The sequence below is a fragment of the Lentzea sp. NPDC059081 genome (assembly GCF_042738015.1).
Taxonomy (GTDB): domain Bacteria; phylum Actinomycetota; class Actinomycetes; order Mycobacteriales; family Pseudonocardiaceae; genus Lentzea.
Genome location: NZ_JBHYGW010000014.1, coordinates 174,363 through 192,041, shown reverse-complemented (window position 1 = coordinate 192,041; position 17,679 = coordinate 174,363). Strand labels below are relative to the sequence as shown.

The following is a 17,679-nucleotide window of genomic DNA, read 5'->3' as shown; positions in this document are numbered from 1 at the left end:
GCGGCGCCGGAATCCCCTACCCGCCAAGCTAATGAGCCGACCGCCGGGCCATAACCCCTAGCTCGTGCCCCAGAAACCCGCTCAGGCGCCCAACGGGACCGGCGCCTCGCCGTGCAGGTAGTTGCTGCAGTTCATGATGTTGCCCTGCACCGCGCGCGTGGCCTCGATCCCGCCCTTCTTGGCCCGCAGCAACAGGATCATCCGGTTCACGTGCTTGAGCATCGCGCCGCGCGACCGCACCCGCCGCGCCCGCGTCCGCCGGGTCTGCTCGTAGAGCCGCAGCCGGGGTGCCGGGTCCCCCGCGTTCTCCAGGGCGCGGCTGAGCACCCAGCCGTCCTCCAGCGCCTGGTTCACGCCCCAGCCGACGCGTGGCGGCACGGCGTGTGCGGCGTCGCCGACGAGTGTGATCGGGCCTTCGCCCCACCACTTGCGGACCTTGTGGATGACGTGCGGGTGCACCTTGATGTCCTCTTCGGTGAGCACGTCGATCAGGTCGGCCACGGCGGGTGGCCAGCCGGCGAACCACTCGCGCAGGAGGTCCATCCTGGACGGTCCCGAGTGCGGTTCGGCGGTGACCTGGTCGCCGACCACGCCCGTGGCGTCCAGGCCCGGGATCGGCCAGTGCACCTCGAACGCCCAGTGCTTGAGGTCCTCGCTGACGGAGTGGGTGGTGAACGCGACCTTGCGGCCGTAGTAGGCGGGCACGAAGTGCGGGTCGAGGCCGCCGATCTGCTTCTGCGTCGTGCCGTGCCAGGTGGCGAGGCCGGTGTACTCGGCGATGTCGTCCAGGCCGAAGAGGTGCCTGCGCACCACGGACCGGTAGCCGTCCGCGCCGATCAGCACGTCGCCGGAGACGCGCGTGCCGTCCTCGAACACCGCCGTCACGGGTGCGTCGGCACTCGTTCGGGCGGTTTCAATTGCCACACAACGCATTCCGGTGCGCAGGACGCCATCCGGCAGTGCCGCGTGGAGACGGCGCACGATCTCGCCGCGCATCACCCCGGCGACGTGCGAGCCGAGCCTGCCCGCGATGTCGGACAGGTCCACCCGCATCAGCGGCTTCTCGTCGTAGGACATGATGTCCGCGCTGTCCATCCGCATGCCCAGGTCGTCGACGCCGATGCCCAGGTCGCGCAGGATGCTGGTGCCGTTGGGCCACAGCAGCACGCCGTTGCCCCCGGCCCGCAGCTCGGGGCCGCGCTCGAACACCTCGACCTCGTGCCCGGTGGCGAGCAGGCCGGCCGCGGTGGTCAGGCCGCTGACCCCGGCCCCGATGATGATCGCTTTCACTGCGCCTTCTTTCCGGTGTTCGCGGAGAGCCAGTCCTGCACCGCACGGGCGGTCGACGCGGAATCTCCTTCGAGGATGCTGAAATGGCTGCCCGGCACGTCGAGCGTCAGGTGCGGGGTCTCCCAGAACGCACGCCAGTCCGTGGCGTCGTCGACCGGGTCGCCGAGCTGGTCCGAGTACGGCTCGGTGGCCCGCAGCAGCAGGGTCGGCGTGGCGATGGGTTCCGGCCGCCAGCCCGAGAAGAACTCGTGGTAGCGGCCCATCGCCGTGACGCGGGTGTCGTTGCGCAGCGCGAAGCCGCTCTCCTTGGCCAGCACCGTCTCCATCAGCGACGGCTCCAGCCACGGCCGCAGCCTGCTGATCCCCGGCGAGAAGCTGTCCATCAGCAGCACGGCCTCCGGTGCCTCGCCGGCGCGTTCCAGGTGCTCGGCGACGGCGTAGGCGAGCATGCCGGACGCGGACCGCCCGACCAGCACCGCCGGGACACCGCACCGCCGCACGGCTTCCGCGTGCAACCGGACGAGCGCCTCCAGGTCCGTCGGCAGCGCCTCGCCGTCGACGTAACCGGGTTCCGGCAACGCCCACACGTCCCGCACGCCCCGCAGCTCGGCCGCGAACTTCGCGTACTCGTGCGGCCCGGACACCGCGCTGAAGCCCGGGAAGCACAGCAGCGCGGGCGTCCCGTCGCCACCGGCGAGCTTCACCGGTGCCGGCACGTGGCCGAGCGCCTCGGCGACCCCGAACGACGGCCGCAGCGACGCGGCGGCCTTGGCCAGCAGCAACGCCTCGTCGAACCGGCCCTCGCCGCAGGCGTTCCAGTACAGCTCGCCGATCGACTGCCCGGCCTGGCCCTGGTCGGCGCCGCGCTGCCGGTCGAGGTGCCGTGCGAGCGCCAGTGGGGACGGCTGGTCGAACAGCAGCGTCGCCGGCAGGTCGAGCCCGGTCAGCGCGGCGAGCCGGTTGCGCAGCTCCACCCCGGTGATCGAGTCGAACCCGAGCTCCAGGAACGGCGTCTCCGCGGTGATCTCGTCCGCGCTGCCGTACCCGAGCACCGCCGCGGCGTGCGTGCGGACCAGGTCGACCAGCGAGTCGCCGGTGAGCAGCGACTCCTCGGCCACCACGGCCTCGGGCACGACCCGGCGGACGGGCGTCCGCGCGGTCACCACCGCACCGGACGACACCTGCTCGCCCTGCCGGCTGGTCACCGAGTCGATGCTGATCACCGGCTCGCCCGTGTGGTCGCTGCCGAGCACCCGCTCTCCGTCCGTGCGGACGGTCAACGCCCGCGCGCCGGTCGCGAGCAACCGAACACCCCGGAACCGCACGACCTGAGAGTCACCGAGACCGAGCGCCTGCTCCAGCAGCACCGGATGCAGGCCGAAGCCGGTCACCGCAAGGGACTCCGGGAGTTCCACCTCCACGGCGTCACCACTCGGCGTGGTGATCATCGGACCGCCGTCCGGTGCCAGGAACCCGTGCGCCACCTGCTGCCACGCCGTGCTGTAGTGCCGCGAGAACATCCGGATCTCGCGCCTGCCGGTGTCGTCGGCGGCCTGGACCCGCACCTGGACCTCGCCGTCGGCGCGGACCGGGTGCACGGTCAGGTCCTCGACGAGCCCGCAGCCGACCTCGTCACCGGCCCGCACCGCCAGTTCCACGAACACCGGCGCCGGCACGACCTCGGGCAGCCACGGGTGCACCCGGCGGGACAACCGGCCCGTGAGCAGCACGGCGTCCTCGTCCGCGAGCCCGACCACCGTGCCGAGCACCGGGTGACCACTGCCGCTCCCGACCGGCCGGGACTGCGCCGACATCCAGTAACGCCTGCGCTGGAACGGATAGGTCGGCAGGTCGAGAATCCGGGCGCCAGGCCGGGAACCCAGCCGGACCCAGTCCACCGCCACGCCACGGGTGTGCGCCCGTGCCAGTGCGGTGACCACGGCGTTCGCCTCGTCCTGCTCCTTGCGCTGCAACGGGATGAAGACGACGTCCTCACCGGGCAGGCACTCGGCGGCCATCGCGGACAGCACGCCGTCGGGTCCGATCTCCAGCACCTTGCCGACGCCCTCCGCCCGCATCCGGCGGACACCGTCGTGGAACCGGACGGGCTGCCGCAGGTGCCGGACCCAGTAGCCGGCCGAGCACACCTCGTCGGCGGTCAGCACCTCGCCCGTCACGTTGGACACGATCGCGATCTGCGGCGGCTGGTACGTGATCCGTGCCGCCACCTCGTGGAACGCGCCGAGCACCGGCTCCATCAGCGGCGAGTGGAAGGCGTGGCTGACCGACAACCGCCGGACCTTGCGCCCCCGCTCCTCCCACAGCTTCGCGACGCCGAGCACGGCATCCACCGCTCCGGAGACGACGACCGCGCGTGGTCCGTTGACCGCGGCGATCGAAACGTCCACGACGCCTTCCAGCGACGCGATCACCTCGTCCTCGCTCGCCTGCAGCGACACCATCGCGCCACCGGAGGGAAGCTCTTGCATCAACCGGGCCCGTGCCGCCACCAGCGCACACGCGTCCGGCAGCGAGAACACCCCGGCCACGTGCGCGGCCGCGACCTCGCCGATCGAGTGGCCCAGCACGTACTCCGGCCGCACGCCGAGGTCCTCGACGAGCCGGTACAGCGCCACCTCCAGCGCGAACAACGCCGGCTGGGTGTAGCCGGTCTGGTCGAGCAGGCCCGCCTCGGCCGTTCCCGGATCGGCGAACACGACCCGGCGCAGCGCCAGGTCCAGCTCGCCCTCGAACTCCGCGCACACCGCGTCGAACGCCTTGGCGAACACCGGGAACGCCTCGTACAGCTCCCGGCCCATCGCCGCACGCTGGGCACCCTGGCCGGTGAACAGGAACCCGACCGCACCCCCGGCCGCGGTGCCCTCGACGACGTTGACCGCGGGCACACCGTCGGCCAAGGCTCGCAGGCCGGCGAGCAGCTCGTCCCGTTCGGCACCCAGCACCACCGCGCGGTGGGCGAACGCCGACCGGTTCACCGCCAGCGCCGCCCCGATCTCACCGGGCGTCAGCGCGGGCTGGGACTCCACAAAGGACTCGACCTGCCCGGCGTAGTCCCGCAGCGCGGTCTTGGACTTGGCCGACAGCGTCCAGGGCAGTGCGGCTTCCTCGCCGGGAACCTCCTCGCTCTCCGGCGCTTCCTCGATGATCGTGTGCACGTTGGTGCCGCTGATGCCGAACGCGGACACGCCCGCCCGGCGCGGATGGCCGTCGCGTTCCCACGGCTGGGCCTCGGTCAGCAGCGAGACCGCGCCCTCCGACCAGTCCACGTGCGGCGACGGCTCGTCGACGTGCAACGTCCTGGGCAGCACGCCGTTCTGCAGCGCCATGACCATCTTGATCACGCCGGCGACGCCCGCCGCGGCCTGTGCGTGGCCGATGTTGGACTTCACCGAACCCAGCCACAACGGCTCCGCGCGGTCCTGGCCGTAGGTCGCGAGCACCGCCTGGGCCTCGATCGGGTCGCCGAGCCTGGTTCCGGTGCCGTGCGCCTCCACGGCGTCCACATCGGACGGTTCCAGTCCGGCGTTGGCCAGCGCCTGCCGGATCACCCGCTGCTGCGAGGGACCGTTCGGCGCGGTGAGGCCGTTGGACGCGCCGTCCTGGTTGACCGCGCTGCCCCGCACGACCGCGAGCACCCGGTGCCCGTTGCGCTGGGCGTCCGACAGCCGTTCGAGCAGCAGCACGCCGACGCCCTCGGCCGCGCCCATGCCGTCGGCCGCGGCGGAGAACGCCTTGCAGCGGCCGTCCTTCGCCAGTCCACCGGCCCGGCTGAACTCGACGAAGAACCCGGGGCTGGACATCACGGTCGCGCCACCGGCGAGCGCCAGCGAGCACTCGCCGTTGCGCAGGGCGGTGGTGGCGAGGTGCAACGCCACGAGCGAGGACGAGCAGGCGGTGTCGACGGTGACCGCCGGTCCCTCCAGCCCGAAGACGTAGGAGACCCGGCCCGAGGCGACGCTGCCGGCGTTGCCGGTCAGCACGTGCCCCTCCTGCTCCCCCGCGACGCCGTTCAACGACACGGTGTAGTCCTGCCCGCTCAGGCCCGTGAACACGCCGGTCTGGCTGCCGCGCAACGACTCCGGCACGATCCCGGCCCGTTCGACGGCCTCCCACGACGTCTCCAGCAGCAGTCGTTGCTGCGGGTCCATCGCCACGGCCTCGCGCGGGGAGATCCCGAAGAAGCCCGCGTCGAAGTCCCCCGCGTCGTACATGAACGCGCCCTCGCGGGTGTACGTGCGTCCGGCGGTCGCGGCCGGGTCGTAGATCTCGTCGGTGTTCCAGCCGCGGTCGGCCGGGAAGTCGCCGACGGCGTCCCTGCCCTCGGCCAGCAGCGCCCAGAGGTCCTCCGGCGAGCGGACACCACCGGGGTAGCGGCAGGCCATGCCGACAATCGCGATCGGTTCGTCGGTCGCCGCGCCGGCACGGACGATCTCCGGCCGCTGTTCCTCCTCGCCGACGAGGTCCGCTCGCAGCCGGGCCGCCAGCGCCACCGGCGTCGGGTGGTCGAACACGACGGTCGCGGGCAGCCGCATCCCGGTCGCACCGCTCAGCCGGTTGCGCAGCTCGACCGCGGTCAGCGAGTCGACGCCGAGCTCCTTGAACGGCCGGGTGACGTCGAGGTCGTCCGGGCTGCCGTGGCCCAGGACGGTGGCCGCGTGCATCCGGACCAGCTGCACGAGCGTCTTGTCCTGGTCGGCACGGGAGAGGCCGCGCAGCCGTTCGGTCAGGCCCGCGCGGTCGGCCGTCACACCGGAGGCCGTGGTCCGCTTGCGGGTGCTCCTGACCAGGCCGCGCAGCAACGGCGGCACGTCCTCCCTGCCGCGCAGGCCCTTCACGTCCAGCTGGGCCGCGAGCACCGCGGGCGCCGGCAGGGCGATGGCGGCGTCGAGCAGCGCCAGTCCGTCCTGAGTGGACAGCGGCTTCATGCCGCCGGTGGTCATCCGCTGCACCTGCGCGTCGTCGAGGTGCGCGGTCAGGCCGCTGCGCTCCTCCCAGAAGCCCCAGGCGATCGACGTGGCGGGCAGGCCCAGCGAGTGCCGGTGCCGGGCCAGTCCGTCGAGGAAGACGTTGGCGGCGGCGTAGTTCGCCTGTCCCGGGCTGCCGACCGTGCCGGCCGCCGAGGAGAACAGGACGAACGCCGCCAGGTCCTGCCCCGCGCTCAGCTCGTGCAGGTGCATGGCCGCGTCCGCCTTGGGACGCCAGACCCGGTCGATCCGCTCGGGTGTGAGAGCGGTGACCACGCCGTCGTCGAGCACTCCGGCCGCGTGGACCACGGCCGTGATCCGACGACCCCGCAACACTTCGGCGAGTGCGGTCTTGTCCCCGACGTCGCACGCCACGACTTCGGCGCCCAGCTCGGCCACCAGGTCCGGCGCGGACCCGCTCCTGCTCAGCAGCAACAGGTTCCGGGCGCCACGCGCGGCGAGATGCCGTGCCACCAGGCCGCCCAGCGTGCCGGTGCCGCCCGTGATCACCACGGTGCCGTCCGGGTCCAGCTCGCGCGGCACGGTCAGCACGACCTTGCCGACGTGCTTGGCCTGGCTGACGAACCGCAACGCCTCGCGGGCGTGCCGGACGTCCCACGCCCGGATCGGCAGCAGCGACAGCACACCCTGCTCGAACAGCGCCACGATCTTGCGCAGCATCTCCTGGATCCGCCGCGGTCCGGCCTCACCCAGGTCGAACGCGCGGTAGTGCACGCCGGGGTGCTCGGTCGCGACGACGTCCGCGTCCCGGATGTCGGTCTTGCCCATCTCGATGAACCGGCCGCCCTCGGCCAGCAGCCGCAGGGAGGCGTCCACGTACTCACCGGCCAGGCTGTCCAGCACCACGTCCACCGGGCCGAACCGGTCCGCGAACTCCAGCGACCGCGACGACGCGATCCGGTCGTCGGGCAACCCCATGCCGCGCAACGCATCCCACTTCGCCGGGCTCGCCGTGCCGTGGACGTCGGCACCCGCTGCCCGTGCCAGCTGCACCGCCGCCATGCCCACACCACCGGCGGCCGCGTGCACCAGCACCGACTCGCCTGCCTGCAGATCGGCGAGGTCGTGCAACCCGTACCAGGCGGTCAGGAACACCGTCGGCACCGACGCGGCCTCGGCGAAGGTCCAGCCGAGCGGGATCGGGACCACCAGCCGGTGGTCGGCGACGGCGTGCGCCGCGAACGCGCCCGCGAACAGGCCCATCACCCGGTCGCCGACCGCCAGTCCCTCGACGCCGGGCCCGACCTCGACCACGACACCCGCGGCCTCGTTGCCGACGAAAGTGCCGTTGCCGGGGTACATGCCGACCGACATCAGGGCGTCGCGGAAGTTCACGCCCGCGGCACGGACGGCGACCCGGATCTGCCCGGTTTCCAGCGGTTCGTCGTCGACCGGGTGTGCGTCGACGCCCTGCACGCTCTCGCCGTCCGCGACCACCTGCCACCCGGCAGGAGGCAGCGTGATCGCATCGGGGAAGCTCCTGGTCAGGCGAGGCACCTGGACCCGGCGTCCGCGCACCAGCGCGGACGTCTCCTCGAGCTCCAGCAGGCCCGGCAGGAGTCCGGCGTCGGCGTCGTCCCCGAGGTCGGCGACGACGACTCGTCCCGGGAACTCAGCCTGGACCGCGCGGACAAGTCCCCAGCTGCCAGCAAGATCAAGAGCCACCCCATCGTTCCGCTCCTCCACCGCGTGCCGGGTCACCACGACCACCTGGGACTCGCCGTTCATCAACCGGCCGAGCACGTCCGCGAGCCACGTCACGACCGCGAGACCGCTCGCCGCGGTGCCGTCGCGGGGCCCGCACGACACGACGACGCACTCGGCCCCCTCGTCGACCTCCTCGACCCGGCGGATGCCGCCCAGCTCGTCGCCCAGCAGCACCCAGCCGGCGGGGATGGCGGCCGGTTCGACCTCGACCGGCACCCACTCCACGCCGAGCAAGGCGTCCGGCGCCGAGTCGAACTGCTCCAACGCGACCGGCCGCAACGCGAGCGACCCGACGGCCGCGACCGGTGCGCCCGCACCGTCGAACAGCTCCAGCGACACACCGTCGTCGACCGCGCGGAGCCTGGCCCGCAGCACGGACGCGCCGGCCGCGAACACCCGGACGTCGTTCCACGCGAACGGGAGCTGCGCCCGGCCGGGATCGGTGATCAGCTCACCGGGGCCGAGCGCGTGCAGCACGGCGTCGAGCAGCGCCGGGTGCAGGGTGAAGCGGCTCGGGTCGGTCTCCTCCGGCAGCGCGACCTCGGCGAACACCTCGCCGTCGCGCCGCCAGACCGCCCGCAGGCCCCGGAACGACGGCCCGTACTCGAACCCGCCGGCCGCGAGCCGGTCGTAAAGCCCTTCCACGCTCACGGTCTCCGCTCCGGTGGGAGGCCACTCCAGGGCCTCGCCGGTGAAGGTGCCACCGCCCTCGGACATGACGCCCTCGGCGTGCTGGACCCACTCGTCGTCGGTCAGCGAGTAGACGCCGACGGTGCGCCGCCCCGATTCCTCGGCTCCGACCACGACCTGGACCTGCACCGAGCCACCCGCCGGCACGACCAGCGGCCGGTGCAGCGTCAGCTCCTCGACGGTGTCGCACCCGACCTCGTCACCGGCCCGCACGGCCAGTTCGACGAACGCGGTTCCGGGCAGCAGCACGGTTCCGGACACGGCGTGGTCGGCGATCCACGCGGGGGACGTCGCCGTCCACCGTCCGGAAAGGACGACACCACCGCCGTCGGCCAGTGCCACCACCGAGTCCAGCAACGGGTGCGCCGCACCGCCGGAAGACGAGGTGGCCCCTTCGAGCCAGTACCGCCGCCGGTCGAACGCGTACGTCGGCAGCTCGACCCGGCGGCCTCGCTCCAGCACCGGCCACGTCACGGCCACGCCGTGCGTGAACGCTTCGCCCAGCGACAGCAGGAACCGGTCGAAGCCGCCGTCCTCCTTGCGGATCGACCCCACGGCCGTGACGTCGGCCGCCTCGATCAGCGAGGCCGTCAGCAACGGGTGCGGGCTGACCTCGACGAACACCGAAGCGCCTGCCGCCACCGCGGCGAGCGCCGCCTGCTGGAACAGCACGGGCTGACGGAGGCTGCGGTACCAGTACTCCGCGTCCAGCTCGGCCGTGTCGATCAGGCCACCGGCCATCGTCGAGTAGAACGGCACGTCGGACGAGCGCGGCCGGATGTCCGCCAGCACCGCCAGCAGCTCGTCGCGGATCTCCTCGACCTGCGGCGAGTGCGACGCGAAGTCGACCCCGGGCAGCCGCCACCGCAGCACACCGGCCTTGGCGAGGCTCTTCTCGAACTCCAGCAACGCCTTCGGCTCACCGGCGACGACCGTGGTCGCGGGCGCGTTGACCGCGGCGACCGAGATGGCCTCGCTCCACGGCGTGATCCGCTCGGCGACCTCGGCCTCCGGCAGCGACACGGACAGCATCGCGCCCTTGCCCGAGACCTGCCGCAGCAGTCCGCTCCGCAGCGCGACGACCTTGGCGGCGTCCGCGAGCGAGAGCGCTCCCGCCACGCACGCCGCGGCGATCTCGCCCTGGGAGTGCCCGATGACCCCGCTCGGCGTGACCCCGCTGGCCTGCCACAACGCCGCCATCGCCACCATCACGGAGAACAGCACGGGCTGCACCACGTCGACCCGGCCGAGGTCGGGGGCGCCCTCGACGCCGTTCAGCACGTCGCGGACCCGCCAGCCCAGCAACGGTTCGAGGGCCAGGTCGCACTCCACCAGGCGTTCGCGGAACACCGGCGACGACTCGATGAGCTCGAGCGCCATGCCCTGCCATTGCGACCCCTGGCCGGGGAACACGAAGACGGGCGTCCTGGCGTGCTCGGCGGCGGTGTTCTCGACGACGTTCGCCGCCGAACCACCCTCCGCGATGATCTCCAGGCCGCGGACCAAGTCCTCGCCCTCGGCGACGACCACGGCCCGGTGGGTGTGCGCGGACCTGGTCGTGGCCAGGGAGAACGCGACGTCCAGCGGGTCCGCTCCGGCCAGGTGAGCGGCGAGCACGGCGGCCTGCGCCCGCATCGCCCGCTCACTGCGACCGCTCACGACCCACGGCACGACGGCCGGGTCGTGGTCGGCCGGTGCTGCCACCGGTTGTTCCGGAGCTTCTTCGAGGATCGTGTGGACGTTCGTGCCGCTGATGCCGAACGCGGACACACCGGCCCGGCGCGGGTGACCGTTGCGTCCCCACGGCTGGGCTTCGGTCAGCAACGACACCGCACCGGACGACCAGTCGATGTGCGGCGAGGGCTGGTCGGCGTGCAGGGTCTTGGGCAGCACGCCGTTGCGCATCGCCAGGACCATCTTGATCACGCCCGCGACCCCGGCCGCCGACTGGGCGTGGCCGATGTTGGACTTCACCGACCCCAGCCACACCGGGGTCTCGCGGTCCTGGCCGTAGGTGGCGAGGACGGCCTGCGCCTCGATCGGGTCACCGAGCTTCGTGCCGGTGCCGTGCGCCTCGACGACGTCCACATCGGACGGACGCAGACCCGCGCTGGCCAGCGCGGCACGGATCACCCGTTGCTGCGAAGGCCCGTTCGGTGCGGTGAGACCGTTGGACGCGCCGTCCTGGTTGACCGCGCTGCCCCGCACGACCGCCAGCACCTCGTGCCCGTTGCGCCGGGCGTCCGACAGCCGTTCCAGCAGCAGCACGCCGATGCCCTCGGCGGCTCCCATGCCGTCGGCGTCGGCCGAGAACGCCTTGCAACGCCCATCTTTCGCCAGTCCGCCCTGACGGCTGAACTCGACGAAGAAGCCAGGGCTGGACATCACGGTCGCGCCACCGGCGAGCGCGAGCGTGCACTCCCCGTTGCGCAAAGCGTTTGCGGCGAGGTGCAGCGCCACCAACGAGGACGAGCAGGCGGTGTCGACCGTGACGGCCGGTCCCTCCAGGCCGAAGACGTAGGACACCCGGCCGGACGCCACGCTGCCCGCGTTGCCGGTGACGAGCTGGCCCTCGGTGCCGTCCGAGGTGTCGACGAGCGAACCCACGTAGTCCTGGCCGCTGAGTCCGGTGAACACGCCGGTCTGGCTGCCGCGCAACGACTCCGGCACGATCCCGGCCCGTTCGAACACCTCCCACGACGTCTCCAGCAGCAACCGCTGCTGGGGGTCCATCGCCAGCGCCTCGCGCGGCGAGATCCCGAAGAACCCCGCGTCGAACGCGCCCGCCTCGCGGACGAACCCGCCCTGCCGCACGTAGGTCTTGCCGGACCGCTCGGGGTCGGGGTCGTAGAGCCCTTCGACGTCCCAGCCGCGGTCGTCCGGGAAGTCGCCGATGGCGTCCCGTCCGGTCGCGAGCAACGTCCAGAGGTCCTCCGGTGAGCGGACGCCACCGGGGAACCGGCAGGCCATGCCGACGATCGCGATCGGGTCGTCGGACGTGGCCGCCCGCACGACCTCCCGCGGCTTCCCGGCCGTCTCGCCGACCAGGTCCACGCGCAGCCTGGCGGCCAGGTCGGTCGGCGTGGGGTGGTCGAAGACGAGCGTCGCCGGCAGCCGCAGCCCGGTGGCGGCGTTGAGGCGGTTGCGCAGCTCGACCGAGGTCAGCGAGTCGAACCCGAGCTCCTTGAACGACCGGGTGGCCGCGATGTCCGCCGCGTTCTCGTAGCCGAGCGCGGCGGCGGCGTTGGAGCGCACCAGGTCCAGCACCGCGCGGTCGCGGTCGGCCTCCGGCAGCCGCGCGAGACGGTCCCCGAGCGTGCTCGCGGTGGCGCCCGCGGCCGTCCTGCGCGCCCGTCCCCTGACGAGGCCGCGCAACAACGGCGGGACGTCCTTCAGCGCCTTGACGTCGATCTTCGCCGCGAGCACCGACGGGACGACACCGGCGATGGCGGCGTCCAGCAACGCCAGTCCGTCCTGAGCGGTCAGGGGTCGCATGCCGCCCGCCGACATCCGCCGCAGCTGGGCGTCGTCGAGGTGCTCGGTCATGCCGCTGCGGTCTTCCCAGAAGCCCCAGGCGATCGAGGTGCCGGCGAGGCCCTGGTCCCGGCGCAGCTGGGCCAGTCCGTCGAGGAAGACGTTGGCGGCGGCGTAGTTGCCCTGCCCGGCGCTGCCGACCGTGCCGGCGGCGGAGGAGAACAGCACGAACGCCGCCAGGTCCTGCCCCGCGGTCAGCTCGTGCAGGTGCATGGCCGCGTCCGCCTTGGGACGCCACACCCGGTCGACCCGCTCCGGCGTCAGGGCGGTGACCACGCCGTCGTCGAGCACGCCCGCCGCGTGCACCACGGCGGTGATGCGGCGGCCTTCGAGCACCTTCGCGAGGGCGGCCCGGTCGGTGACGTCGCAGGCCACGACCTCGGCGTCGATCTCCGGTGCCACCCCGCTCCTGCTGAGCAGCAACAGGTTCCGGGCACCGCGCTCGGCGAGGTGCCGGGCCACGTGCAGCCCGAGCGTGCCCGTGCCGCCGGTGATCACGACGGTGCCGTCCGGGTCCAGCTCGCGCGGCACGGTCAGCACGACCTTGCCGACGTGCTTGGCCTGACTGACGAACCGCAGCGCCTCCCGAGCACGTCGCACGTCCCACGCCCGGATCGGCAGCAGCGACAACGCACCCCGCTCGAACAGCGCGACGATCTCCCGCAGCATCTCCCGGATGCGGTCCTCCCCCGCCTCGGCGAGGTCGAAGGCCCGGTACCGCACACCGGGGTGCTGACCGGCGTCGCGCACGTCGGTCTTGCCCATCTCGACGAACCGGCCGCCGTCGCCGAGCAGGCCCAGTGAGGCGTCGACGAACTCGCCGGACAGGCTGTTCAGCACCACGTCCACCCGGCCGAACCGCTCAGCGAACTCCAGCGTCCGGGAGGAGGCGACGCCCGCCAGTCCGGTGAGAGCGCTCCACTTCGCGGGGCTCGCCGTGCCGTAGACCTCGGCGCCCCACGCTCGTGCCAACTGGGTCGCGGCCATGCCGACGCCACCGGCCGCCGAGTGCACCAGCACCGACTCGCCGGGTTGGAGATCAGCCAGGTCCCGCAGGGCGTACCAGGCGGTCAGGAACACCGTCGGCACCGAGGCGGCCTCGGCGAACGACCAACCGGCCGGGATCCTCGTCACCACGCGGTGGTCGGCGACGACCTCCGACCCGAACGAGCCGCGGAACAGGCCCATGACCCGGTCGCCGACCGCGAGGTCGACGCCGGACCCGGCCTCGACCACCACACCGGCACCCTCGTTGCCGATGACGGTGTCGCCGCCGGGGTACATCCCGACGCACATCAGCGCGTCGCGGAAGTTCACGCCCGCGGCCCGGACCGCCACGCGCACCTGTCCGGCGCCGAGCTCCGCGGCCTCGGTCTCCACGACGTCGACGCCCTCGACGCTCTCGCCGTCCGCCACCAGCCGCCACGGCGTGTCCTGGGGCAGCGCCAACGTTTCCGGCATGGTCCGGGTGAGCCTCGGGACGAGCACGCGGCCGTCCCGCACGAGTGCGGCGGGTTCGCCCAGCGCCACCAGACCGGCGAGCGACTCGGCAGCCGGCTCGGTGTCCACATCGGACTCGACGTCGACCAGCGTGATCCGGTCCGGCAGCTCGGCCTGGACCGACCGCACCAGGCCCCACACCCCGGCCAGGCCGAGGTCCACCCGGTCACCGACGGCGTCGCGGGTCACGACCACCACGTGCGCCTCGGTGTCGGCCAACCGGGTCAGCACCTCCGCCAGCCACGTGACGACGGCCCGGCCGCGGTCCGCGACGGGCAGCGACAGGTCGGCGACGCACGACACCACGACGCACCGGGCGTCGTCCGAGAGCTGGTCCAGGTCCACCCACCCGGAAGCGTCGCCGGGCGGCACGTCCAGCGCGACCCAGTCGGTGCGCAGCAGGGAGTCCCCGCCGGAGCCGCCCACCGCCCCGACCGGCCGGGAGAGCACCGACCGCACCGACGCGACGGCGGCACCGGTGGCGTCGGCCAGGTCCAGCGACAGGTCGTCCTCACCCGCCGGACGTACCCGCACGCGCAGCGCGGTCGCCCCTTCGGCGTGCAACGTGACGTCGTTCCAGACGAACGGCAGCATGGCCTCGCGGACCGCGCCCTCGTCCCGTGCCGCCGCGGCGTGCAGGGCGGCGTCGAACAACGCCGGGTGCAGGCCGAACCGGCCGGCGTCGGACTGGTGCTCCTCGGGCAGCGCGACCTCGGCGAACACCTCGTCCCCGCGCCGCCACACCGCCCGCAGCCCGCGGAACGACGGCCCGTAGCCGTACCCCGCGTCGGCCAGCCGCTCGTAGAACCCGTCGATCCCCACGACCTCGGCACCGGCGGGCGGCCATTCGGTCAGCTCGACGGCCTCCCCCGCCGCACCGCTCAAGAAGCCTTCGGCGTGGTGGCTCCACTCCTCGCCGTCCGCCGACGAGAAGATGCCCACGCTCCGGCGTCCCGACTCGTCCGCGCCGACCAGGACCTGCACCTGGACCGACGCACCCGCGGTCAACGCCAGCGGCCGGTGCAACGTCAGTTCTTCGACGGCAGGGCACCCGATCTCGTCACCGGCCCGCACCGCCATCTCGACGAACGCCGTGCCGGGCACCAGGACCTGGCCCGCGACGGCGTGATCGGCGAGCCAGGCGGGCGAGGCCGGCGACACCCGGCCGGACAGCACGACACCGCCGCCGTCGGCCATCGCGACCGCAGCGCCCAGCAACGGGTGAGCGCCGCCGGTCGTGCCGCCCAGGCCGGAGTCCAGCCAGAACCGCCGCCGCTCGAACGCGTACGTCGGCAGGTCCACCCGACGGCCACCGGACAGCCCCGGCCACTCCACGTCCACTCCGTGCGCGAACGCCTCGCCCAGCGACAGGACGAACCGGTCCAGGCCGCCGTCGTCGCGGCGGATCGACCCGAGCGCCACGACGTCCGCGGTCTCCTGCACCGACGACACCAGCACCGGGTGCGGGCTGATCTCGGCGAACACCCGCAGGCCGTCCTGGACCGCGCTGAGCGTCGCCTGGTCGAACGCGACCGTGCGCCGCAGGTTCTCGTACCAGTACTCGGCCGTCAGCCCGGCGGTGTCGATCAGCCCACCGGTCACCGTCGAGTAGAACGGCACGTCGCACGACCGCGGCTCGACATCAGCCAGCGCGTCCAACAGCTCGGCGCGGATCGACTCGACCTGCGCCGAGTGCGACGCGTAGTCCACCGCGATCCGGCGCGCCCGCACCTTCTCCCGCCGGCACCAGGCCAGCGCCGCCTCGAGTCCCTCGACGTCACCCGAGATGACCGTCGTGGAGGCGCCGTTGACCGCGGCGACCGAGACGCCGTGCCACTCGGCCAGCAGCTCGCGCACCCGTGCGGCGGGCAGGCCGACCGACGCCATGCCGCCCAGCCCGGACAGGGTGACCAGCAGCTTGCTGCGCGTCACGACCACCCGTGCCGCGTCCTCCAACGACAGGGCGCCGGCCACGCACGCCGCCGCGATCTCACCCTGGGAGTGCCCGATCACGCCACCCGGCGTGACACCGCTGCCCTGCCACAACGCGCCGAGCGACACCATCACCGCGAACAGCACCGGCTGCACGACGTCGACCCGCACCATCTCCTGCGCACCGTCCACACCGGACAGCACGTCGAGAATGCGCCAGCCCAGCAACGGTTCCATCACCCGGTCGCACTCGGCCAGCCGGTCCCCGAACACCGGGGCGGCCGACGCCAGCTCCACCGCCATGCCCGCCCACTGCGAACCCTGGCCGGGGAAGACGAACACGGGAGACGTACCGGCCGTCGCTCGGCCGGTGACCACCTGAGCCGACGCACTGCCGTCGCGCACCGCCCGCAACGCGTTGATCAGCTCGTCACGACCGGACACCGCGGCCACGGCCCGTTCCGCGAAAGTCGCCCGGCCGACCGTCAGCGACCGGGCGATGTCGACCGCGCGGAGCTCGGGGTTCTCCTCGACGAACGACAGCAGGCGACCCGCGTGCGCCCGCAGCGCGGCCTCCGACTTGGCCGAGAGCGCCACCGGCACCACCGACTCCGGCGCCTCCTCGACGTCCTGCTCGACGAGAGGTGCCTCTTCCAGCACGACGTGCGCGTTGGTGCCGCTCATGCCGAACGACGACACGCCCGCCCGCCGCGGATGCCCGTTGCGCTCCCACGGCTGGGCCTCGGTCAGCAACGACACCGCACCGGCCGACCAGTCGACGTGCGGCGAGGGCGAGTCGATGTGCAGCGACTTGGGCAGCACGTTGTTCTGCAGCGCCAGCACCATCTTGATGACACCGGCGACACCGGCGGCAGCCTGCGCGTGCCCGATGTTCGACTTCACCGACCCCAGCCACAACGGGGTCTCGCGCCCCTGGCCGTAGGTGGCGAGCACCGCCTGCGCCTCGATCGGGTCGCCCAGCTTCGTACCCGTGCCGTGTGCTTCCACGACGTCCACATCGGACGGACGCAGCCCGGCGTTCGACAGCGCGGCACGGATGACGCGCTGCTGCGACGGTCCGCTCGGCGCGGTGAGGCCGTTGGACGCACCGTCCTGGTTCACGGCGGTCCCGCGGATCACGGCGAGGATTCGCCGGCCGTTGCGCTGTGCGTCCGACAGCCGCTCCAGCAACAGGACACCGACGCCCTCGCCCGCGCCCATGCCGTCCGCCGCGGACGAGAAAGCCTTGCACCGCCCGTCCTTCGCCAGTCCGCCCTGACGGCTGAACTCGACGAAGAACCCGGGGCTCGACATGACGGTCGCGCCACCGGCCAGCGCCAGCGAGCATTCGCCGCTGCGCAATGCGCCGACCGCGAGGTGCAACGCCACCAGCGACGACGAGCACGCGGTGTCGACCGTGACGGCCGGGCCTTCGAGACCGAACACGTACGACACGCGACCAGACGCGACGCTGCCAGCACTGCCGGTGGCGACGTGCCCCTCCACGACGTCCGGACTCGCCGAACTGCCGTAGTCCTGGCCGCTGAGCCCGGCGAAGACACCGGTCTGGCTGCCGCGCACCGACTCCGGCACGATCCCGGCCCGTTCGAACACCTCCCAGGACGCCTCCAGCAACAGCCGCTGCTGCGGGTCCATCGCCAGCGCCTCGCGCGGCGAGATGCCGAAGAAGCCGGCGTCGAAGTCACCGACGTCGTCCAGGAACCCGCCGTGGCGGGTGTAGCAGGTGCCCATCCGGTCCGGGTCGGGGTCGTAGAGCGCCTCCACGTCCCAGCCCCGGTCGAGCGGGAACGTCCCGATCGCGTCGGACTCCCCGGCGAGCAACCGCCACAGGTCGTCCGGGGACGCGACGCCACCGGGGAACCGGCAGGCCATGCCCACGACGGCGATCGGCTCGGTGGAGGCGGCCGCGAGCCGGCCGGCCTCCTTGCGCAGCCGCTCGTTCTCCTTGAGCGAGGCCCGCAGTGCCTCGACGAGCTGGTCGGTAGACGTGCTCAAGTCA

2 protein-coding genes are annotated in these 17,679 nt (G+C 73.0%); both read right to left on the bottom strand.

The features are described from left to right. Positions 1–81: 81 nt before the first annotated feature. Positions 82–1,290, bottom strand: a complete 1,209-nt coding sequence (locus ACFWV3_RS28175; protein ID WP_382415341.1) for an FAD-dependent oxidoreductase — start codon at positions 1,288–1,290, stop codon at positions 82–84. After that, on the bottom strand, positions 1,287–17,675 hold the full coding sequence (locus ACFWV3_RS28170) for an SDR family NAD(P)-dependent oxidoreductase (protein WP_382415339.1): 16,389 nt from the start codon (positions 17,673–17,675) through the stop codon (positions 1,287–1,289). The genes ACFWV3_RS28175 and ACFWV3_RS28170 overlap by 4 nt, the downstream gene beginning before the upstream one ends. Positions 17,676–17,679: the final 4 nt, after the last annotated feature.